Genomic DNA, 21,334 nt, shown 5'->3' on the forward strand with positions numbered 1-21,334 from the left:
TGACGGTGCATCTGCATACACCGCCGATGGAAATGATGTATCAAATCCATTGATAGCAAACATTGTATGCAGGCATGTTTCACGTTCATGCCTAAATCAGGCCCGTAAAATCAGGGTATTTTGACCAATCGCATGCGCGCCTGAATGGTGGCGGTGTGGCGATTTAAATAGCGGGTACTGCGGTGCAGATCATAAAAACGAGGGTTAGGAATCATGGCCGCCAAGCGCGCCGCTTGGGCGGGTGCCAGACTGGCGGCCGAAGCGTGAAAGTAATGCTTGGCCGCCGCTTGGGCACCGAACACGCCCTCGCCCCACTCAATCACGTTCAGGTAGATTTCCAGAATCCGGCGCTTGGTCATGAGCTTTTCCAGCATAAAGGTAATCACCGCTTCTTGTGCTTTACGCCAGGGCGTGCGATGCCCGGATAAAAACAAATTCTTGGCCAGTTGCTGACTGATGGTGGAGCCGCCAGCGACGATTTTGCCCTTCTTTAGGTTTTTCTCAAAGGCGGTTTCGATCCCGGCCCAGTCAAAGCCTTCATGGTCAACAAACTTGCTGTCTTCCGCTGCAATCACTGCGCGTTTTAAATGGTTGCTGATCTTGGCGTAAGGCACCCACTGCTGCTGTATGGTGGCTTCGGGATGGCTTTCTTGCATCACTTCCAGCCGCGCCTGCATGAAGGCAGTGGCGTCCGGATTGTGATCTACCCACCACAAAATATGGCCGAGTATCCAGACCTGATACAACAGTACCCAGAGCAAAAACAGGACGAAAAACAGCTTGATGCTTTGTTTCATGACAGAAATGAAGATTAGCGGAATGTCTGAATCACTGGGGCCGTGTCAGGACGCAATCCATGCCAGATAAAAAACGCTTCCGCCGCCTGCTCGATGAGCATACCCAAACCATCTGCCACCTGTGCGCCTGCGGTGCGCGCCTGCTGCATAAACGGCGTCTCCCGGCCGTACATCATGTCGTAAGCCAGGGTATGCGTGCCAAAGACATGCGATGAAAACTGTAATGGCGTTTCAGTCAATCCTGCAGAAGTGGCATTAATGACCACATCATAGGTCTCGGTAAGTGCTGCAAACGTGGTCACAGCCAGCGAGACGCCACATTGCCCCCCCGCGTCCGCAAACTTATCCAGCATGGCTTGCGCCTTGTCCTGTGTGCGGTTAGCAATGGTCAATTGCGCCGGGCCTTGTGCAATCAACGGCAGCATCACACCTTGCGCAGCGCCGCCTGCGCCCAGCAACAAGATTTTTTTTGCGGCCAGGGCCGTCTGGTGATGTTTGAGAATGTCATTGACCAGCCCACAGCCATCAGTATTGTCGCCCTGAATTTGCGTTTGGCCAAAACTGAGGGTGTTCACTGCCCCAGCCGCCTGCGCGCGTTCAGATAAAGTCTGGCTTAAGTCATAGGCTTCAAATTTGAATGGCACCGTGACATTTGCACCCACATACCCTTGCTGCTGCAATTGCTGCACCGTGGACGCAAAGCCATCCAGAGGTGCCAACACCTTTTCGTAAACAATCGTCTTGCCAAATTGCAGCGCAAATGCCTGGTGAATCAACGGCGATTTGCTATGTGCTATCGGGTGGCCAATGACTGCGTATTTTTCAACCGACATAGCAAGATCACCTAGTTGGACCAGGGCAAGCCTGCATGTTTCCAGCCATTGATCAGGGTTCTTTGCTTGGCCTCATTCGCTTCGCCTTCAAAGCCTTCGAGCATGTTATAGGCATTGGCATATCCAAGTTTTTGTGCCAGTAATGCGGCATTATGGCTGCGGCCACCCGTGCGGCACATAAATACGACGGTGCGCGCAGGATCAACCAGCGCCTGTAGCTGATCGGCAAACTCAGGATTGGCAATCATGCCTGGATAAAACGCCCATTCCAGATGGGCCGCCATCGGCACGCGCCCAACCAACTCCAACTCGGCACGTGAGCGCACATCCACCAACACCGCATTTTGATCTTGGCTAATCAGCGCATACGCCTCCTGGGGCGTCATCGCGCCGGCATACGGCAAACCATTTTGCTGAGCACGCTGAACGGCTTGTTGCAAGATTTTCTCAACACTTTCCAAAGGACACCTTCGTTCTTTTAATAAGCTAGTCAAACCGCGAGTATACCTGTGAAAGTCACGCAAGCGCATGGAGCACCATTTTTGTGCTCAATTTGTTGTTTAGCACCTTTTTGGTGCGCATTGATTTTGCTTTTTTATGTCAGATATCTCATATCCATGCAAAATGCCTGTTTTTGGGTGGCATGCTTCCTGCTACTATTACATCCTAAGATTCAATGGAATTCGTAAACCAAAAATTCCACATATCTATTTGTTTTGCTAGTTTGTGTTTTTATATTTGCTCACGTTCCGGGACATCCGCAACATGTCCCTTTTTTGCGTGCGCAAGTTGAATCATTTTAGATCTTGATCACTGAGGAGAATGTAATGTCCGTTGCAAACGTAATGAAACTGGTTGCGGAAAACGACATCAAATTTGTTGATTTCCGTTTTACCGACACCAGAGGTAAAGAGCAGCACGTGACCGTGCCAGTGTCTGCCTTCGACGAAGATAAATTTACCGAAGGTCACGCCTTTGATGGTTCTTCCATTGCTGGCTGGAAAGGCATTCAAGCCTCTGACATGCAATTGATGCCTGATGCAAGCACCGCATTCATCGATCCATTTTTTGACGAACCAACCCTGGTTCTGACCTGTGACGTGGTAGACCCTACCGATGGCAAAGGCTATGACCGTGACCCACGTAGCCTGGCTAAGCGCGCAGAGGCTTATCTGAAATCCAGCGGCCTGGGCGACACTGCTTACTTTGGTCCAGAGCCAGAGTTCTTCATTTTTGACAGCGTACAATGGGATGCCACCATGGGTGGTAGCTTTGTGAAAATCAACTCCGAAGAGGCCGCTTGGTCCTCAGGTGAAAAATTCGAGGGCGGCAACACTGGCCACCGTCCAGGCGTTAAAGGCGGCTACTTCCCAGTGCCTCCTGTCGATTCATTGCATGACATCCGCTCTGCCATGGTCATGACCTTAGAAGAACTGGGCGTGCCTGTTGAAGTGCACCACCACGAAGTGGCAACAGCCGGTCAATGTGAAATCGGTACTAAGTTTGCGACCTTGGTACAACGTGCTGACTGGACACAAATCCTGAAATACGTAGTGACTAACACAGCCCATGCTTATGGTAAAACAGCCACATTTATGCCAAAACCAATGTTTGGCGATAACGGCTCTGGTATGCACGTTCACCAATCCGTTTGGAAAGATGGTAAAAACCTGTTTGCAGGCAATGGTTATGCTGGCCTGAGCGATTTCGCTCTGTACTACATCGGCGGCATCATCAAGCATGCGCGCGCACTGAATGCGATTACCAACCCAGGTACTAACTCCTACAAGCGCTTGGTACCGCATTACGAAGCACCAGTCAAACTGGCTTACTCCGCTAAAAACCGTTCTGCTGCGATTCGTATTCCGTTCGTGCATTCTGATAAAGCCCGTCGTGTTGAAGCTCGCTTCCCAGACCCGATTGCTAACCCATACTTGGCTTTCTCAGCCCTGTTGATGGCTGGTCTGGATGGCGTTCAGAACAAGATTCACCCAGGTGAACCAGCGACTAAAGACTTGTACCATCTGCCACCAGAAGAAGATGCATTGATCCCAACGGTATGTTCATCTCTGGAACAAGCATTGGAGTATCTGGATAAAGACCGCGAGTTCTTAACACGCGGCGGCGTTTTCTCAGACGACTGGATTGATGCATACATTGCATTGAAAATGGAAGAAGTCACTAAACTGCGCCAAACACCACACCCAGTGGAATTTGGTCTGTACTACTCCTGCTAATCACAAGAGCACGCACTAAAACAGGGCAGCCCAGGCTGCCCTGTTTTTTTATGTGCGCGCTGTTCCGTCAACGTTTTTAGGCGAGCAGACGTTGATACCCTCAACGATCTACTCTAAACTATTGCCATGAAAAGACTTTTTTACATTTGCACCTTCGCGCTCATGTGCAACCAAAGCTGGGCAGATATTTACAAATATACCGACAGTAACGGCGTCACCACCTATACCAATATCAAACCCGAAGGCAAAAGCAAGGCAGAGCTCATTATTAGTGGGCCCAGAACCGCAGAGCCTCCACCCCCTGCCAGGGAGAAAAAAGCCAATGTCAGAACACCCTCTCCGGCCGATTTTCCCAAAGTCGATAATCAGACACAAAATCAACGCGACCAAAAGCGGCGAGAGCTATTAATGAACGAGCTTTCTCAAGAAAAACAAGCACTTGAGAATGCTCGCCTGTTATATGAAGAAGCCCAGAACACGCCAGAAGTCTACAGAGGCGCGAATGGCAAAACGTTTAGAAACGTCGCCAAATATGAGGAAAAGCTGCGCGTCATTGAGGCCGAAATTCAGGCGCATGAGCGTAATATCGAGCTGTTAAATAAAGAGCTCAATCTTTAAATGCACCATTTTGGGAGTTTTCTCAATCATTTTTGCGTTGTGCACAAGAATTGGCTTGGGTTTTGCTTTAAAACAGGGCGTGATTCACTCTTTTTAACAAGCTCAGGACATGGTACAGAAATCTCCCAACGGCTTTAGTGGTTTAGAGCATATTGCCACGGCAGTCATTTTGCTTAATAACCAACTAGAAGTTACTTACGCAAACTCCAGCGCCGAGATTCTGTTTGCATTTAGTGCCAACCAGATTCAAGGGGCGCATATCCATGACGTGTTTGTGAATTGCGAAATTTTGCAAATGGCCGTGACCAACGCCATAGAAACACAGAGCCCATATCGTGAGCATGAGTTTGCACTGACAACCCAACGCGGCCATACAACGGCCGTGACCTGCACAGCCACCCCTATTTCAGCCGCGTTCAACCAAACGCCGGAAGACATGCTGATTCTGGAGTTTGTGCAAATGGATCAGCAATTGCGTATTGCGCGTGAAGAGCGCATGTTGATACAGCAGCAAGCCAATTCTGAACTGCTGCGAAATCTGGCACATGAAATCCGCAACCCGCTAGGCGGCTTGCGTGGTGCGGCACAATTGCTTGAATTTGAGTTGCCGCAACCCAGCCTAAAAGAATATACCCAGGTGATTATCAAAGAGGCTGACAGACTACATAGCCTCATGGACAGACTGCTGGCACCTCACCGCGTGCCAAAATATGAGCCCACCAACATTCATGAAGTCCTCGAGCGCGTGCGCAGCCTGCTACTGGCTGAATCACCCAACCATATCCGCGTGATCCGCGACTACGATACCAGCTTGCCGGAGCTCATTGGCGATCGCGAGAAACTGATCCAAGCCGTGCTCAATATTGCGCGTAATGCGGCACAAGCGATGCAACAGCATCAGACCGAAGGTGCGAGTATTACTTTCCGCACGCGTGCGGAGCGCCAAATTACGCTAGCCAGAAAACGTTACCGTGTCGGGATTCATTTAGAGATTATTGATAACGGCCCAGGCATCCCTGCCGGCATCAAAGAACGCATTTTCTACCCGCTGGTATCCGGTCGCGAAGGCGGCACAGGCTTGGGCCTTGCGCTGGCGCAAACCTTTATCACCCAACACCATGGCATGATCGACTGTGATTCACAGCCGGGTAAAACCATATTCCATATATTGCTACCTATTGAAAGTACGCAATTAAAATCATCAGTACAATAATTCACGAGAAACAGCTATGAAGCCAATCTGGATCCTAGACGACGACAAATCCATCCGCTGGGTGTTTGAAAAAGCACTAGCCCGCACGGACTTTGATTTCAAAACATTTTCATCCCCGGCAGAAGCCCTCAACGCTTTAAATCGTGAACAACCCCAAGTCATTGTCAGTGACATCCGCATGCCGAATGGCTCGGGCCTGGACTTTTTATCCGAGGTAAAGCAGCGCTTTCCCGAGATTCCCGTCATTATCATGACCGCCTACTCAGACCTCGAAAGTGCTGTCGCCGCCTTTCAGGGTGGCGCGTTTGAGTATCTGGCCAAACCGTTTGATGTAGACCAAGCCATCGAAATTATCAAACGTGCCGTTGAAGAAAGCATGCGTCAATCTGTCGAGGCCGTAGAAGACACCGGCCCCTCGCCAGAAATTATCGGCCAGGCCCCCGCCATGCAAGAGGTTTTCCGTGCCATTGGCCGCCTGAGCCGCTCGCACTCCACCGTCCTCATTAACGGCGAATCCGGCAGCGGTAAAGAACTGGTCGCGAGCGCCCTACATAGACACAGTCCACGGGCTGACAAGCCATTTATCGCCATTAATACCGCAGCGATTCCCAAAGACTTATTAGAATCTGAATTGTTTGGTCATGAGCGCGGAGCATTTACAGGCGCTGCAGCAGCCAGACGTGGCCGCTTTGAACAGGCAGATAATGGGACGTTGTTCCTGGATGAAATTGGTGACATGCCTGCAGATTTGCAAACAAGATTATTGCGTGTATTGTCCGACGGCCAGTTTTACCGGGTAGGCGGACACCAACCGATTAAAGTGAATGTTCGCGTGATTGCAGCCACCCACCAGGACCTTGAAGAGCGCGTAAAACAAGGCTTGTTCCGCGAAGACCTGTTTCACCGCTTAAACGTCATTCGCCTGCGCTTACCCCCTTTGCGTGAGCGCAGAGAAGATATTCCGTTGCTGACCAAACATTTTCTCGCCCACAGCGCACAGCAATTAGGCGTTGAACCTAAACAGTTATCCCAAGCGGCCATTAAATACCTGATGTCAGTTAACTGGAGCGGTAACGTTCGCCAGCTCGAAAACGTCTGCCACTGGCTCACCGTGATGGCTCCAGGTCAAAACGTGGATGTTAATGACTTACCCCCAGAGCTTAAAGAAGATACTGGCAAACATAGTAGCGGAGGCTCCTGGCAAGAAGCGCTAGCCCAAGAAGTCACCGACGCGCTTAATCGCGGAGAAACCAATATCCTTGACGCCAAAACCAAAGAGTTTGAGCGTATCCTGATCACCCGTGCCCTCGCCCACACCGATGGCCGCCGGATTGAAGCCGCCAATCAGCTAGGGATGGGGCGAAATACACTGACCCGCAAGATACAGGAGTTAGGGATTGATGATTAGCAAATTAAATGTGTACTTGCTGACTGCGCCAAAGCGGGAACGAGCTGTGCCGTTGTGCATCAATACTACTGACAAAAAAGACTTGCGCCAGTCGTGAGTCTTTTAATGTCTTCCCAAAAAAGTTATTTGCGGCATGAAAATGTCTGCCTTCATAGAGTATCAAGGTGTTATAAACGTTATTGATTCTCACAATCTCATCAAACATACTGTGATAAGCGGTATCCATCTTTACAGTACCATCTGCAAAGCGCTTATCATTCACCTTAAGTGCTTTTTCGTATAAAGTCTGATCAAAGCTTTTATTGGGCCTAAATAAAGAAGTCCCGGAATCCAAAGGCGCATCAGGACTTAAATATAACACCGCTGCAAAAACAGCATTCCCGTCCGTGTGAATTACACCACGCCCATATTCTTCGCTGACACTCTGGAAGTTGGTCGAAATGGCCCAACGCATATGCTCATATTCAGAGTTATGGAATAAGGAGATAATCTTAGTGCTAACCTTCTCAAATAAAGGCTTATTGATCACAGATAAGTCTTTGGTTCTTGCGCCAGGAAATACATATGGCACATCCTTTAACTGATGTCGAAATTGATATTTCTGATTAAGTGCAAAAGTGCGCACTGCATCCGGATCTTCGTAGAAATTTTCAACGATTGTTACAGGGTACAAATTCATAATTCACCAACAAGTCTAATCAGCAAAGTTTATAGATAAAAAAACGGCAACCGAAGTTGCCGTTTTTTCTGACTCTAATTTAAGCAGTTAAACTGCAATTAAATTAGAAGAACAGGATAGCACCCAAAGAAACGGTTTTTGCTTTCAAGTCAGTGTCAGCCGCTGTGCGGTTGTTAACTTCATCTTTAGCTTGAGAGTACTCTGCTACCAAGTTCAGGTGTTTTGTCAATGGGTGGTAAGCACCAACTACCCACATATTAGCTTTGATGTCGCTGAATGAATCAACACCGTTGCCATCCAATGTGGACTCACCGTAAGAGGCAGCCAATTTAGTACCTACACCTGGAATAGTGTAAGAACCTTGAACATACCACTGATCGGAATCACGACGTTTACCGTTACGATCGAAACCGTTCAAGAATTGAACTGTCTGACCGATACCTTTACCTTGACCGTAGTAACCAACTAAGCCGAAATCAGCAATTTTCAGGCTTGTACCCAAGTCCCATGCGTAAGCGCGCTCGTTACCAAAGTTTTGTGCAGCAACAGCTGGAACAGCAGTAACAACACCGTTAACGTTAGATACAGTTGCAGCAACTGCAGCAGTGCCTAAGCCGTCAACTTTTTGGCTGATTGCAGAAACCCAAACTTTACCAGCTACGTCACCTGTCCACTCGTAAGAAGCTTTACCTTCGTACGCAGTTTGTGAACCAGCACGGTCAGTTGAACCAACGCTGTTGGTACCTGTACCTGCCAAAGCATTCCAGCCTTGTGTCAAACCTGCAGTAAATTGGAAACCGTTCCAGTTTGGTGATGTGTAAGCAACTTGTGCTTTCCAGTCAGCATACATGTAACCACGACCAATACGACCCAAAGTAGTTGTATTGCCAGCCAAAGAACCAGCAGCAGAGCCAACGCCCAGCAGTGTTTGGTCATTCAAGATAGCGTCTGAAGCGTAGATGCCCAGATCTTTACCCAGCTTGATAGAACCCCATGAAGCATCACCGAATGTCAAGAATGCTTGACGGTTTTCTTGTTGGGAAGATTGTTTACCAGCAGCTGTTGTAGAAGCACCTGGGTTAATGCTGATTGTGAAACCAACATCCAGATCGTTCTGACGTGTTTTACCAGAAACGCTCAGATAGTTTGGCAGCAAACCTGTAGTAATGTTTGCTACGCTATCGCCATTCTGATATTCACCAGCAGCAGAATCATCACCGCTGAAGCTAGTGTGTGTGTAGTAAGCGTTAACAACGCCACCGATGTCCAGAGTCCAGTCACCAGCTGGGATAGTGATGCCAGCTTGTGCGCCAGTAGCGGCAGCGAACAGAGCTGCTGCAACTGCAACGTTCAATTTTGTATTCATACGAATCTCCAAAAATGTTGTTTTCACAACTTGTGTAAGGATATTGCTTTCCAGTAAAGAGCCATTGAATGCTCTTTCTAATAACTCCTGCGGAATCACTTAAAGCATTTCCTGCAAGGTCAGAGCAATTTTTGCAAAAGCGGCCTAGGTGGCGCAAGTGAATACGTCAAATTGCTTAGTCCTAGTTAACGTTGTTGCAGATTTGCAACAATCTAACACCTGCCGGACTAGGATGTTTTTTTGAATTGCTACCGTTTTTTAGCTGATTTCCCATCAACATCAATATATCTTTCTGCTAGCATAGGAACAATTTGCACCTTATTTAAATTTACACTTGCGCCTTTATTTAAGTGAAGCGCATCCGCAGGGGAAGAGAATGATTTCGGACATTCAGTTATGTAGTCGCTTTGTAGAGACCTTGGACTGGATATGCCAAGTGCTGATCAGGCATTCTGAGGATTTTAATATTGCCCTGGTTAAAATTGCTTATGGCGATGACAATAGCTTGGGTGAGGCCTACGGCGCGCCTGAGGCCTTGCGTCAACTCTCGTCGTTAACCCATGATCTGCAAAACTCTTTTAGAAGATCTGACCTGGTAGGCCGGGAAGGGACAGACTTCTGGATTTTGTTTCCTTATACGCGTGTGCAAGATGACGTGTATGAAAAACTGCTTGATGTGCTTGAAAGCTCCAAGCATCAGACATTGAACATCGTAGAGCGTGAAATCGCTATTTTTGAATTGCCGCTGATTTACCAAAAAGCGTTGGTGAAGCCTGACAGAGGGCACGCCTTGTTACAACATCTCAAAAACAATCAGCGGGAATTGGCCAGCCATGTTTTCCGTCTAGCCAATCTCTAAAGCTGCAGGCCTACGCATTTAAAAGCGTAATTGCTGAAGCTCTTTGATCAGCGTGCGTACTGGCGTTGGCAACGCTGCGGCGACAGCATCCTCCAAGGCGAGCCATTGCTGATTGGGCGCTGGTGGCGGGCGTTTCCCCTGCAATAGCAGTGGCTGTGGCGTTATTTCAAGCTTGAAATGTGTAAAGGTATGCCAGAGCACGGGCAATGTTTCCAGTGGCTCCACATCCATGTCGAAGGTAGTTTTTACATGGGGAACGGCAAGCGCACTGGGGGACAACTCAGGCAAACTCCACAAACCGCCCCATATACCATGGTTCGGCCGTCGCTCCAGCAAAATTTCCCCGGCATCTAAAATCATCAATACCGTGGTCTGTTTTTCTGGCAAGGCTTTACGAGGCTTGGGGGCAGGCAACACAGAGACCATTTGTTGCTGATACGCCAGACAACTCGCCTGCATCGGGCAACGATGACAATTTGGTTTGCTACGCGTACACAGGGTCGCACCAAAGTCCATCAACCCTTGCACATAGGCGGGCAAGCCTTGGCTAGGCAACACACTTTCGGCGATTTGCCAGAGTTTTTTTTCTACGTCTGGTAGCCCTGGCCAGCCTTCAACGGCATATAAGCGTGCCAGCACACGCTTCACATTGCCATCCAGAATGGTTTGCCGTTGGTTAAATGCAAACACACTGATGGCAGCGGCGGTTGAGCGCCCGATGCCTTTTAAAGTTTGGATGGTGTCAAAATCTGTTGGAAAAATACCACAATGCTCACGCATAATGGTTTGGGCGGCATGGTGCAAGTTGCGCGCGCGCGAATAATAGCCTAAACCACTCCAATACCGCATGACTTCATCTTGCTCGGCTTCGGCTAGACTGGCAATGGTAGGAAAGCGCTGCATGAACCGATCATAATAAGCAATGACCGCCGATACCTGCGTTTGCTGCAACATGATTTCTGAGACCCAAATAGCGTAAGGGTCACGCGTCTGCTGCCATGGCAAATCATGGCGGCCATGCGCCTGCTGCCAGGCGATCAGTTTTTCTGCAAAATCACTCACACTTAAACGCTTATCTGCTGGCCCTAAAAATTCAGCAGCTTTTTGAGTGCTTTTTGCTTGAGCTGGTCAACGGGCTTGGCAGGCTCAGTGCTATTACCACCTTCAGGATTGGCAGCCTCGCTGCCGCTATTCCCCGGCGTTTTTCCATTCAGCAATCCTTTAAGGGCTTCGGCCTTGTCTCCGCCGATTTTCTCAGTCAAGGCGTCCATAGCCACCGATTTGGCCAGTGCCTGACCTAAAGCCGCCATATCAACACCGAATTTTGGCGCACTAAAACTACCGGTGACCTTCACCGGAATTCCGAGACTGCCTAATTGCTCAGCCTCTTTACCGCCCTGCCCCTTGAGCGAATTCACCAAAGTAGGCTTGGCGAGATAGTTGATCTGTTCTTTGCCTATATCAATATCGCCTTTGCTTTCGCCTTTGGTCAAACGAAAAACCGGTGCCTTCATGGCCAGATCATCATTGTGAGCTACGCCGTTCTTAATATTAAAACTGGCGGTCAGCTCACTAAAGTCGGTTTTTTTACTTTTATCTGCGTCTGCGCTGGATTGACCCTTGAGCAAGTTGAGCTTGCTTTTCGCCTCGCGGATGGTCCCGGCCAGATCAAACCCTTTAACGGCGCCATCGGCCATGCGTAAATCAACCGAGCCGCCCAGTGACTTTTTTAATGCAGTCACCGAATTTCCTTGCGCAGTCACGTTCACATTCAAATTGCCGTTACCAGATAGCATGTCATTGTTGATGGTATCGACTAACAACGGGCCGACAGCGATGTTTTGCAGGCTTTGCTGTATGGTGACTGCAGGCGTGGCACGTGCATCCAGCTTGACGGCACCGCGCACCGTGCCTTGATAGACATCGGCATTGAGTGGATCCAGGCTAGCCAAGCCCTCCTGTGCTTTCAGTCCAATATTGAGGTTTTTGGCTTCGGTTTTGCCATATTTCAACCAGCCAATGCGGATGTTGCCCTGCGCATTGAGCGCCTTCAAGGCAGACAGATCTAGCGGCTGCTCCGCTTGCGCGGTTTTCTCGGCAGACTTGGCCGTCGCTTCGCCCGCCTTGGCTTCAGCAGGCAGATAACGGTTCAAATCCAGCTTGTCGATGTTGATATCAAAGGTATATAGCGGCTTGCTAAACTGGCTAATGCCAACATTGCCCTGGATACGGCTGTCGTCCAATTTGACATCCAGGCCCTGCAAGGCCAGTTTCTGGCCATCGGCTTTAATGCCCACGTTCAAGCCAGTCAGGGTATAGGGGCTGTATAAAATCTTGCCAATATTGATACTGCCATCAAGGAATAAGATTTTTAAAGCGCTCAAATCGGCAGGCTTGTCTGCTTGTGCGCGATTGGCATTGGGGCTGGCAACGGTTTCTTTTTTAGGCTTGGCCTTGCCCAGCAACGCATTCAGGTTCAAGGTGTCGGCGTGCACTTTAAAACCGATATGCGGCGTCGCAAACCCTGCCACGCGCACATCGCCATTGAGCTTGGTTTCCGCCAGGCTCAAATCAAAGGTGGAGTTAACTTGCTCTTGCTTTACGTTGGCGTTGAGGGCCAACTTGAACTGCCCTTGCATGGCTCCATTCGGCAAGGCGGGGTCTTTAATATCAAATTTGCCTGCCAGCGCAGGCACTTCAAACATCAAGTCGGCCAGATTGGCGGTCACAGGCGAAGCAAAATGCCCTTCAACCTTGCGTGCACCGGCATTCAGACTAACATCCGCGGTCAACCCTTTGCTTTCGACGGTTTGCTGGTTGCCTTTTAATTCGGCCAAGACCACGGCCAGATCGAGATCGCCGTTGGCATCTTTTTGCTTGAGTGACAAGGTGACCTTGTCACTGCTGATGAGTTGCGGATTGACGGCAAGCGCAGGCGCCTGCAGGCTGACTGCGCGCTCGGCACCTTTAAAAGTACCTTGCATCGCCAGCTTGAGATCAGAAACATCCAGGGCAGTGTTAGCGGCATCCACATCAATGCCCCCTTGCGCCGTGACCGTCACCGCCTGGCCATCTAGCAAGGCGCCTTTGAGCTGCGCATCCAAACCCTTGATCGCAAAGTGCTTGGCTTCCGGATCGGCCATGACATTGGCTTTAATCAACGCCTTGGCATCCACGACGGGCTGGTTTGCCATCAGATGAAAATCGGTGGCAATATCAAACGGCTTTTTCAGTGCCACCTGGCCGGTGGTGAGGTTTAGCTGGTCAACTGAATACTTGGCACCGCTTTTCTCATTCGTAAAACTGGCCTCAGTATTGGTGATTTTAATGCCTTGCACATCAAAGTTGATCTGCTGGGACTCTTCTTCCTCTTTGCTCAGCAGATCATCAAAGTTGAAGCTGCCATCAGCATGCTGGATGACATTGACCTGCGCGCCATCCAGATAGACCGTATCGACGACAATTTCTTTTTTGAGCAAGGGCAGCACGGCCAATGCCACTTTTGCGCTTTTAATCGCCGCAAACTGTTGTTCTGACTGATGCTCGGACAAGCTGATTTCACCTAAATCGGCGCCGATTTTTGGCCAGAAACTCAGCTTGATGTCACCTTTGATGTCTAGCGTACGCTGTTTCTTGTCTTTGACCAGTTGAATGATGGTGGACTTGTAATCGTTAGGATTAAACGTCGCCGCCAGATAAACCACCAGCAACAGCAACACCGCCAGGATGGCGGCAAACACATAAGCTACCTTTTTAAACAGCGCACGGTTCATGCATACACCTTAAAACAAATTAATGTGCAAAGAAAACCAGCACCAGAATGCCAAACACGATACGGTACCAGGCAAACACGGCAAACGAATGCTGGGCGACAAATCGGATCAGGGCGCGAATCACCACCAAGGCTGACAAAAATGAGACCACAAAACCGATCAAAAAGATCAATGCATCGTCCACAGACAGTAAGTCACGGGCTTGATAGAGGTCGAGCCCGGTGGCTGCGAACATGATGGGCAAGGCTAAAAAGAATGAAAACTCAGTCGCGGTCTGACGGCTTAGGCCAAAAAACATGCCGCCCAGAATGGTCGCGCCTGAACGTGACATGCCCGGAAACAATGCCAGCGATTGCGCAAAGCCAATCTGCAAGGCTTGCTTGGCTGAAATCTGGTCAATATCACGCGTATTACCTGCTGGCACAAATTTTTCAATCAGCAAAATTAATACCCCCCCCACGACCAGTGCGATGCCAACGGTGAAGGAGGAAAATAAATATTCTTTAATTTGGTGATGAAATGCCAGGCCAATCAAGGCGGCAGGTAAAAAAGCAATGATGAGGTTGCGCACAAAGTGCTGGGCGTTGGTATCCGTTTGAATGCGCTGTACGGTATGCCAGAGCCGTTGCCGGTATTCGACACAGACCGCCAGAATCGCGCCCAGCTGAATGATGATCTCAAACACATCACGTTTATCTTTAGAGAGAAAGTCCAGCCACTCCCCGGTAATGATCAGATGCCCTGTACTACTCACAGGAATAAACTCGGTCGCGCCTTCGACCAGGCCCATGATCACGGCCTTCAGCATCAAATAGATATCCATGCAGTTATTCTAACAGACAGTTTTGCAGACTTGCCGTGGCCATAGAAATTTCACGATTGAAAATACATGGGAGCACGTTGCTTACGCCTGGCAAATGTCCGTGATACGCATCATGACCAATGTCTGCCTACATACTAAGCCATTAATAAAAAAGCGCCTTGATCCCTCAAGGCGCTTGGCATGACGACAGAGTCACAGAAATTTTTAATTATTTAAGATCAAAACGATCCGCATGCATGACCTTGGTCCAGGCGGCGACAAAGTCGTGCACAAACTTCTGCTTGGCATCATCTTGTGCATACACCTCGGCATAAGAACGCAGGATGGAGTTGGAGCCAAACACCAGATCCACACGGGTAGCCGTCCATTTAACTGCACCTGTGTCACGCTCACGGACTTCATACAGGTTGTTGCCAGCAGGCACCCAGGTGTAGCGCATATCGGTCAGGTTGACAAAAAAGTCATTGCTGAGCACACCGGGCTGATCGGTAAATACACCGTGCTTGCTACCACCGTGGTTGGTATCCAGCACACGCATCCCACCCACAAGGACGGTCATTTCTGGTGCAGTCAGACCCATCAGCTGGGTACGGTCCAGCAGCATTTCTTCTGCCGAGGGCACGTAGTCGGCCTTGAGCCAGTTGCGGTAACCATCATGCACAGGTTCCAGCACCTCAAAAGACTCAATGTCTGTCTGCTCTGCCGTCGCATCACCACGGCCTGCAACAAACGGTACTGTGATGTTCACTCCGGCGGCTTGGGCGGCTTGCTCAACGGCAGCAGAACCACCGAGGACAATCAGGTCAGCGATGCTGACAGGTTTGCCAAAGCCCTGCTGTATGCCTTCGAGCACGGTCAGCACTTTTTGCAGTCTGACGGGCTCGTTGCCTACCCAGTCTTTTTGTGGCGCCAGACGAATACGTGCACCATTTGCGCCCCCGCGGTAGTCTGAGGCACGGAAAGTACGTGCGCTATCCCAAGCGGTCGCGACCAGTTCTGCGGTGCTTAAGCCGCTCGCCAGAATGTGTGCTTTGAGTGCAGCAATGTCTGTCTCGCTGATGGCTGAACCTGCAGGCACCGGATCTTGCCATATCAGATCCTCTTGCGGCACATCCGGGCCGATGTAACGGGCTTTGGGACCCATGTCACGGTGTGTCAGCTTGAACCAGGCACGGGCAAACACTTCAGAGAAATACGCCTGGTCGTCACGGAATCGCTCCGAGATTTTGCGGTAAATCGGGTCCTTGATCATGGCCATATCCGCATCTGTCATGATGGGGTTATAACGGATGCTAGGATCCTCGACATCGACTGGCTTGTCTTCTTCCTTGATGTTCACGGGCTCCCATTGCCATGCACCGGCCGGGCTCTTTTTAAGTTCCCAGTCATGGTTAAACAGCATGGCAAAGTAACCGTTATCCCATTGGGTCGGGTGTGTGGTCCAGGCACCTTCAATGCCGCTGGTCACCGTATCCCGGCCCACCCCGCGTCTGGTGTGGTTGTTCCAACCCATCCCTTGCTCATGTACGTCGGCGGCTTCCGGGTCGACACCAAGGTTGCTGGCCTGGCCGTTACCGTGTGCTTTGCCCACTGTGTGGCCGCCTGCCGTCAGCGCAACCGTTTCCTCGTCATTCATCGCCATGCGGGCAAAGGTAACGCGGATATCCTGCGCGGTTTTCAGCGGATCAGGGTTGCCATCCACGCCTTCCGGGTTCACATAAATCAGGCCCATCATCACGGCAGCCAGCGGGTTTTCGAGGTCACGCTGACCAGAATAGCGGCTACCTTCGCTACCGGTTTTTGCCAGCCACTCTTTTTCATTGCCCCAATAGATATCTTTTTCCGGGTGCCAGATATCCTCACGGCCAAAAGCAAATCCGAAAGTCTTGAGGCCCATGGACTCATAAGCAATCGTGCCCGCAAGTACAATCAGGTCCGCCCAGGAGATCTTGTTGCCATATTTTTTCTTGATCGGCCACAGCAGGCGGCGCGCTTTATCTAGGTTGACGTTATCAGGCCAGCTGTTGAGTGGTGCAAAGCGCTGGTTACCTGTACCTGCGCCACCACGGCCATCTGCTACGCGATAAGTCCCGGCGGCGTGCCAGGCCATGCGAATCATCAAGCCACCATAATGACCCCAATCTGCAGGCCACCATGCCTGGCTGTCCGTCATCAAGGCATGCATGTCCTTTTTAAGCGCATCTACATCCAGCGTGGATACTTCCTGTCTATAGTCAAATGACTCACCAAGCGGATTGGTTTTACGGTCATGTTGATGCAAGATATCCAGATTGAGGGCGTTCGGCCACCAATTCGTATTGGTTTGTGCGGTTGTCGTGATTGCGCCATGCGCGAATGGGCACTTGGCGCCCGTGTTTTGATTCTGCATGTGTTAGCTCCTTGTTGTTAATTGATGAGTGCGGCAAAAAATTCATCAAGACTCAAATATACTACGCCTTGATTGTTACGATAATAATTTGATATAAAATAAACTACAGAGTTAAAAACTGGCAGCGTAAGCGGCTAAAGTTTCCTGCCACACGGCTGATTCCTGATTAAGCCAGGTCCACATCTTGTCTCCTTATGTTGTCATCCATGCATCGCATTCTAGAGCGCACCATTTAATTTGTATAATTGTATGTTTTGATATTATTGATTAATAAAACTAATGAATATAGACTAGTGATGGTGAAAACAGCGAGACGAGCAAATGACCTTGATTGAATTAAAGTTTGTATTGGCGGTGGCGCAAGAGAGAAACTTCAGGCGCGCAGCAGAAAAATGTTTTGTGACCCAGCCGGCGCTCAGTCTGGGCATCAAAAAACTGGAAGAAGAGCTGGGTGTCTCCCTGTTTGAACGTAACCGCAACGAGGTGACCCCCACCGGAATTGGTGAGCAGATTATTGCACAAGCCAATATCGTGCTGGAGCAAGCAGCCAAGATCAAAGAGATGGCGAAACACGGTAACGATCCGCTGAACGGCCTGTTCAAGCTGGGCATGATTCACTCTGTCGGGCCTTATCTGTTACCCGAAATCATTCCGCCACTCATCCAGGTGGCGCCGCAGATGCCGCTGGAGGTTGAGGAAAACATCACGGCGACCCTGGAGCAGCAGCTGAAAAACGGGCTCATCGATGCGGCGGTAGTCGCCCTACCGTTTGATGTGCCGGGCATTGAAACCTTGCCACTGTATGACGAGGACTTTAATGTCGTCGTACCCGTGAGTCACGCCTGGGCCAAGCGCACATCGGTCGAGGCGGATGAATTGAGCCAGGAGAAAGTGTTATTGCTCAACACCGGGCATTGCTTCAGCAATCAGGTAACCCAGGCTTGCCCCGAGCTCAGCCGTAAAGGCGAAGTGTTACAGCGCAATTCGCTGGAAACAATCAGAAATATGGTGGCTTCGAACTTGGGTATCACGGTGCTGCCAGCCATGGCAACTGCGGCGCGCTATCAGAACGCGCTGATTCGCGTGATCCCGTTTACCCGCCCTGCCCCTAGTCGACGTATTGCGCTGGCCTGGCGCAAAAGTTTTGTGCGCAAAGAAGCGATTGAAATATTAGGAAAAGTGATGGCTGACGTGGGCGCTGCGCAACAACAGATTGACCCGGTTTAGATGAACAAAAACTAGTAGGCGATGGCGACGCGAAAACCCGTTACCAGTTTTTCGTCTACGCCTAACAACACTTTGGCAGACTGCTCTTGCAAGGCCGCCAAGCCATTGCTGGCATCGACAGTCTTAGGCAGATAGTCTTCCGGCTTGAGCGTTTTGCGCAATACCGGTTCATCTGCCGTATTGGTCAAAGTCAGCTCTATCATCGGATAGGCCTGTCTCACCTCACCGTGATTCATGAGCACACTGGAAAACACCAGCACGCCGGCGCGTGTCTTGTGCTCTTGAATATCCGCATCATCTATCGTCAATTGCGCAATATCCCTAGGCAAACCCACTTCACAATGCAGTGGCTTGCATAGCGTTTGCAGCCATGGTTTGGTGTGCGGGTAACTGGCGGCAAGCGTGGTGCGAGAGAAATACAGTGTTTGCAGAAAAAAAGTCACCAGCAGCAGGACAGAAAGCAGGCTATATGCCCAAGGGGTGGCGGGCGTCACCCGGGATTGCGGGCGCTCATCCTCGAGTGAAACGTCACGCAGAAAAGCTGGGATTTCAGGCTCAATCGCCTCGTCAGGCCGAATAGACAGCTCCGGCATGACTGCTTCAAACGGCTCGTCAGGCACCGGATGCGCCTGTGCGGCCTCGGCACTGACCTGAAAGTAAATCGCGGCATCGCTGGCAGGCTGGGGATATACCGCCTCGCTTGCAGCAGTGGCAGCAGATGACGACAGCAAATGCGAGCGCGCATCAAACACATGATCACATTCACCGCAGCGCACCTTGCCAGCATAGGCCTGCAATTGCTCGTCAGTGACTTCAAATTGTGTTTGGCAGGCCGGGCAGGCCGTAATCAAGGACATTTTCTGGTTCCCGTCAGCAAGACCCATCCATCTTGCTGGATGGGGGCATCCATTTCAAACCACTCGGCATAATGCGCCAGCAACATCTGCTGCTGGCTCTCCAATATGCCGGATAATGCAACTTTACCGCCAGTTTTGCAAGATTTGGCAATGACTGGGGCCAGCACCATCAAGGCGCTGGAGAGAATATTAGCCACGACCAGATCAAACGGCTCATGCAGGTATTCGGCAGAGTCATAAAAAATGGCCTCGACCTGGTTATTGAGCGCGTTATCACGACTGGCAATCACTGCCTGCGGGTCAATATCAACGCCTGTGGCGGTGTTGGCGCCCAGTTTTTTGGCGGCAATGGCCAAAATGCCTGAGCCACATCCGTAATCAAGGACATTGGCACTGCGCAACAGTGTTTCAGGTAATTGCGCCAACCAGCTCAAACACAAATGCGTGGTCGGATGACTGCCGGTGCCAAATGCCAGGCCCGGATCCAGCACGATATTGATCGCCTCCGCATTCGGGGCCTCATGCCAGGAAGGCACGATCCACAATCTATCGGTCACACGGATAGGGTCAAACTGGGCTTGCGTGGCCCGCACCCAATCCTGCTCCTCGATCTGCTCTAACTGATATTTAAGACCGTCCAGTTGCAGCTCGGCTTGCACACGGGCCAGTAAACCTTGGACATCGGCTTCTGCATCCAGCATGGCCGTGACAATGTTTTGCTGCCATATGCCGGGCGGGGGATCCCCCGGCTCGCCAAAAATTGCCTGCTCGGCCAAGGTGTCAGCGTGCGCATCTTCAATGCTGACGGACAACGCACCCTGCTCCATCAGCACATCGCTGAGTGCCTCGGCCTGCGGCTCGGTTGATTGAATTTTAAGTAACAGCCAATGCAAAATTATTTCGAGCTGATACCCAGCTTCTGCTCCAGATAGTGAATGCTGGTGCCGCCCTGCTGGAAAGCCAAGTCGGCCATCAGATCAGAATGCAGCGCAGTATTGGTTTTAATGCCTTCGACATACATCTCGGACAAGGCCACGCGCATTCTGGCAATCGCCTGTTCACGTGTCGCACCGTGTGTAATCAGCTTGCCTATCATCGAGTCATAATGCGGTGGCACGGTATAGCCGCCATACACATGCGTATCCATGCGTACGCCAGGGCCGCCAGGCATATGAAAGCGATTGATAAAGCCTGGTGAAGGCACAAAGGTATAAGGATCCTCGGCGTTAATCCGGCATTCGATGGCATGGCCATTGAGCACGATATCGCGCTGACGGAACGGCAGCTTCTCACCGGCAGCGATGAAGATCTGCTGCTGAACCAGGTCGATACCCGTGATCATTTCAGTGACGGTATGCTCCACCTGCAAGCGGGTGTTCATCTCAATAAAGTAGAACTCGCCATTTTCATACAGGAACTCGAAGGTGCCGGCGCCACGGTAACCAATCTTGCGGCAGGCCTCGGCACAACGCTCACCAATTTTGTCGCGCAGCCTTTCTGGCAACAAGGGTGAGGGTGCTTCTTCAATAATCTTTTGATGGCGGCGCTGCATGGAGCAATCGCGGTCACCCAAGAACACGGCGTTGCCATGCTGGTCAGCCAGAATCTGGATCTCGATATGGCGCGGGTTTTCAAGGAATTTTTCCATGTAAACCATCGGGTTGCCAAAGGCAGCCTGTGCCTCGGCTTTGGTCATATTGACCGCATTGAGCAAGGCGGCTTCGGTATGCACCACGCGCATGCCACGACCACCGCCACCACCCGCTGCTTTAATAATCACCGGGTAGCCTACGCGTTTGGCCGTTTTAATGATTTCAGCCGGATCATCATTCAGCGCACCATCTGAGCCAGGCACACATGGCACACCCGCCGCTTTCATGGAGTCCTTGGCAGACACCTTGTCACCCATCAGGCGAATGGTCTCTGCGCGGGGGCCGATAAAGACAAAACCGCTTTGTTCAACCCGCTCGGCAAAGTCGGCATTCTCGGATAAAAAGCCATACCCAGGGTGAATCGCTTGCGCATCCGTCACTTCAGCCGCACTGATCACGGCAGGAATATTCAGGTAGCTTTTTGCAGAAGGTGCTGGACCGATACAGACAGACTCATCGGCCAGCTTGACATATTTGGCATCACGGTCAGCCTCAGAGTGCACAGCTACCGTTTTAATCCCCAACTCACGACAAGCACGTTGCACGCGCAAGGCAATTTCGCCGCGGTTGGCAATCAGGATTTTCTCGAACATTATTTACTCC

The 21,334-nt window shown here is 50.6% G+C and carries 18 protein-coding genes; 6 read left to right on the forward strand and 12 right to left on the reverse strand.

What is annotated here, in order from left to right; translation table 11 throughout:
* Positions 1-110 precede the first annotated feature (110 nt).
* From mtgA to ACFQ1T_RS02785, 3 genes are read right to left on the reverse strand one after another with little or no spacing between them, the layout of a single operon-like run.
* Complete coding sequence (gene mtgA / locus ACFQ1T_RS02775; protein WP_379073834.1) at positions 111-797, reverse strand: monofunctional biosynthetic peptidoglycan transglycosylase; 687 nt, start codon at positions 795-797, stop codon at positions 111-113.
* Between the two features lie 14 nt (positions 798-811).
* Positions 812-1,630 carry a shikimate dehydrogenase gene (aroE, locus tag ACFQ1T_RS02780; protein ID WP_338656042.1) on the reverse strand — a complete coding sequence of 273 codons (819 nt, stop codon included), beginning with the start codon at positions 1,628-1,630 and terminating at the stop codon, positions 812-814.
* Positions 1,631-1,641: 11 nt separating this feature from the next.
* Positions 1,642-2,091 carry a rhodanese-like domain-containing protein gene (locus ACFQ1T_RS02785; RefSeq protein ID WP_379073836.1) on the reverse strand — a complete coding sequence of 150 codons (450 nt, stop codon included), beginning with the start codon at positions 2,089-2,091 and terminating at the stop codon, positions 1,642-1,644.
* Positions 2,092-2,457: 366 nt separating this feature from the next.
* Between ACFQ1T_RS02785 and glnA the strand changes: the two genes are divergently transcribed.
* The 4 genes from glnA (at position 2,458) to ntrC (ending at position 7,106) form a co-directional block, all read left to right on the forward strand.
* Positions 2,458-3,867: a type I glutamate--ammonia ligase gene (gene glnA, locus ACFQ1T_RS02790; protein ID WP_194749573.1), complete on the forward strand. Its 1,410-nt coding sequence runs from the start codon at positions 2,458-2,460 to the stop codon at positions 3,865-3,867.
* A 126-nt stretch (positions 3,868-3,993) separates the two neighbouring features.
* Positions 3,994-4,485 carry a DUF4124 domain-containing protein gene (locus tag ACFQ1T_RS02795; protein WP_275357303.1) on the forward strand — a complete coding sequence of 164 codons (492 nt, stop codon included), beginning with the start codon at positions 3,994-3,996 and terminating at the stop codon, positions 4,483-4,485.
* 109 nt (positions 4,486-4,594) lie between these two features.
* Complete coding sequence (gene glnL, locus ACFQ1T_RS02800; protein ID WP_194749575.1) at positions 4,595-5,698, forward strand: nitrogen regulation protein NR(II); 1,104 nt, start codon at positions 4,595-4,597, stop codon at positions 5,696-5,698.
* Between the two features lie 16 nt (positions 5,699-5,714).
* Positions 5,715-7,106: a nitrogen regulation protein NR(I) gene (gene ntrC, locus ACFQ1T_RS02805; RefSeq protein ID WP_194749576.1), complete on the forward strand. Its 1,392-nt coding sequence runs from the start codon at positions 5,715-5,717 to the stop codon at positions 7,104-7,106.
* 4 nt (positions 7,107-7,110) lie between these two features.
* Here the strand turns inward: ntrC and ACFQ1T_RS02810 are convergent, their stop codons facing one another.
* Both ACFQ1T_RS02810 and ACFQ1T_RS02815 read right to left on the reverse strand, forming a co-directional pair.
* Positions 7,111-7,785, reverse strand: coding sequence for a DUF6445 family protein (locus tag ACFQ1T_RS02810; RefSeq protein WP_379073839.1), 675 nt, complete (start codon positions 7,783-7,785; stop codon positions 7,111-7,113).
* A gap of 103 nt (positions 7,786-7,888) precedes the next feature.
* The gene (locus ACFQ1T_RS02815) at positions 7,889-9,151 is read right to left on the reverse strand and encodes a porin (protein WP_194749618.1); all 1,263 of its coding nucleotides are present in this window, start codon (positions 9,149-9,151) and stop codon (positions 7,889-7,891) included.
* 376 nt (positions 9,152-9,527) lie between these two features.
* Here ACFQ1T_RS02815 and ACFQ1T_RS02820 point away from each other — a divergent pair, with 376 nt between their 5' ends.
* The gene (locus ACFQ1T_RS02820) at positions 9,528-10,010 is read left to right on the forward strand and encodes a hypothetical protein (RefSeq protein ID WP_194749578.1); all 483 of its coding nucleotides are present in this window, start codon (positions 9,528-9,530) and stop codon (positions 10,008-10,010) included.
* Between the two features lie 18 nt (positions 10,011-10,028).
* Here the strand turns inward: ACFQ1T_RS02820 and mutY are convergent, their stop codons facing one another.
* The 4 genes from mutY to katG all read right to left on the reverse strand — a co-directional run bounded on the left by mutY (position 10,029) and on the right by katG (position 16,995).
* A complete protein-coding gene (mutY, locus tag ACFQ1T_RS02825; protein ID WP_379073842.1) occupies positions 10,029-11,072 on the reverse strand; it encodes an A/G-specific adenine glycosylase in 1,044 nt (347 codons plus the stop codon).
* 23 nt (positions 11,073-11,095) lie between these two features.
* The gene (locus tag ACFQ1T_RS02830; RefSeq protein WP_379073844.1) at positions 11,096-13,783 is read right to left on the reverse strand and encodes an AsmA family protein; all 2,688 of its coding nucleotides are present in this window, start codon (positions 13,781-13,783) and stop codon (positions 11,096-11,098) included.
* A 19-nt stretch (positions 13,784-13,802) separates the two neighbouring features.
* Positions 13,803-14,606 carry an undecaprenyl-diphosphate phosphatase gene (locus ACFQ1T_RS02835; RefSeq protein WP_194749581.1) on the reverse strand — a complete coding sequence of 268 codons (804 nt, stop codon included), beginning with the start codon at positions 14,604-14,606 and terminating at the stop codon, positions 13,803-13,805.
* 208 nt (positions 14,607-14,814) lie between these two features.
* Positions 14,815-16,995, reverse strand: a complete 2,181-nt coding sequence (gene katG, locus ACFQ1T_RS02840; RefSeq protein WP_313984416.1) for a catalase/peroxidase HPI — start codon at positions 16,993-16,995, stop codon at positions 14,815-14,817.
* A 321-nt stretch (positions 16,996-17,316) separates the two neighbouring features.
* Between katG and ACFQ1T_RS02845 the strand changes: the two genes are divergently transcribed.
* Positions 17,317-18,222, forward strand: a complete 906-nt coding sequence (locus tag ACFQ1T_RS02845) for a hydrogen peroxide-inducible genes activator (protein ID WP_379073847.1) — start codon at positions 17,317-17,319, stop codon at positions 18,220-18,222.
* An 11-nt stretch (positions 18,223-18,233) separates the two neighbouring features.
* On the opposite strand, the gene ACFQ1T_RS02850 is transcribed toward ACFQ1T_RS02845, so the two are convergent.
* The 3 genes from ACFQ1T_RS02850 to accC are packed head-to-tail and all read right to left on the reverse strand — an operon-like array spanning position 18,234 to position 21,324.
* Positions 18,234-19,079 carry a DUF3426 domain-containing protein gene (locus ACFQ1T_RS02850; protein ID WP_194749584.1) on the reverse strand — a complete coding sequence of 282 codons (846 nt, stop codon included), beginning with the start codon at positions 19,077-19,079 and terminating at the stop codon, positions 18,234-18,236.
* Positions 19,070-19,972: a 50S ribosomal protein L11 methyltransferase gene (prmA, locus tag ACFQ1T_RS02855; RefSeq protein ID WP_194749585.1), complete on the reverse strand. Its 903-nt coding sequence runs from the start codon at positions 19,970-19,972 to the stop codon at positions 19,070-19,072. Before prmA ends, ACFQ1T_RS02850 begins: the two co-directional genes overlap by 10 nt.
* 2 nt (positions 19,973-19,974) lie before the next feature.
* The gene (gene accC, locus ACFQ1T_RS02860; protein ID WP_194749586.1) at positions 19,975-21,324 is read right to left on the reverse strand and encodes an acetyl-CoA carboxylase biotin carboxylase subunit; all 1,350 of its coding nucleotides are present in this window, start codon (positions 21,322-21,324) and stop codon (positions 19,975-19,977) included.
* Between the last annotated feature and the right edge of the window lie 10 nt (positions 21,325-21,334).

This window comes from Methylophilus glucosoxydans (genome assembly GCF_042676145.1).
Classification (GTDB): domain Bacteria; phylum Pseudomonadota; class Gammaproteobacteria; order Burkholderiales; family Methylophilaceae; genus Methylophilus; species Methylophilus glucosoxydans.

Bases quoted from the DNA above. Each gene is read 5' to 3' on its own strand.
- aroE (WP_338656042.1), bottom strand. From the start codon at position 1,630: ATGTCGGTTGAAAAATACGCAGTCATTGGCCACCCGATAGCACATAGC.
- accC (WP_194749586.1), bottom strand. From the start codon at position 21,324: ATGTTCGAGAAAATCCTGATTGCCAACCGCGGCGAAATTGCCTTGCGC.
- ACFQ1T_RS02830 (WP_379073844.1), bottom strand. From the start codon at position 13,783: ATGAACCGTGCGCTGTTTAAAAAGGTAGCTTATGTGTTTGCCGCCATC.
- glnL (WP_194749575.1), top strand. From the start codon at position 4,595: ATGGTACAGAAATCTCCCAACGGCTTTAGTGGTTTAGAGCATATTGCC.
- ACFQ1T_RS02820 (WP_194749578.1), top strand. From the start codon at position 9,528: ATGATTTCGGACATTCAGTTATGTAGTCGCTTTGTAGAGACCTTGGAC.
- mtgA (WP_379073834.1), bottom strand. From the start codon at position 797: ATGAAACAAAGCATCAAGCTGTTTTTCGTCCTGTTTTTGCTCTGGGTA.
- ACFQ1T_RS02845 (WP_379073847.1), top strand. From the start codon at position 17,317: ATGACCTTGATTGAATTAAAGTTTGTATTGGCGGTGGCGCAAGAGAGA.
- ACFQ1T_RS02810 (WP_379073839.1), bottom strand. From the start codon at position 7,785: ATGAATTTGTACCCTGTAACAATCGTTGAAAATTTCTACGAAGATCCG.
- glnA (WP_194749573.1), top strand. From the start codon at position 2,458: ATGTCCGTTGCAAACGTAATGAAACTGGTTGCGGAAAACGACATCAAA.
- ACFQ1T_RS02815 (WP_194749618.1), bottom strand. From the start codon at position 9,151: ATGAATACAAAATTGAACGTTGCAGTTGCAGCAGCTCTGTTCGCTGCC.
- ACFQ1T_RS02850 (WP_194749584.1), bottom strand. From the start codon at position 19,079: ATGTCCTTGATTACGGCCTGCCCGGCCTGCCAAACACAATTTGAAGTC.
- ACFQ1T_RS02835 (WP_194749581.1), bottom strand. From the start codon at position 14,606: ATGGATATCTATTTGATGCTGAAGGCCGTGATCATGGGCCTGGTCGAA.
- ACFQ1T_RS02795 (WP_275357303.1), top strand. From the start codon at position 3,994: ATGAAAAGACTTTTTTACATTTGCACCTTCGCGCTCATGTGCAACCAA.
- ntrC (WP_194749576.1), top strand. From the start codon at position 5,715: ATGAAGCCAATCTGGATCCTAGACGACGACAAATCCATCCGCTGGGTG.
- katG (WP_313984416.1), bottom strand. From the start codon at position 16,995: ATGCAGAATCAAAACACGGGCGCCAAGTGCCCATTCGCGCATGGCGCA.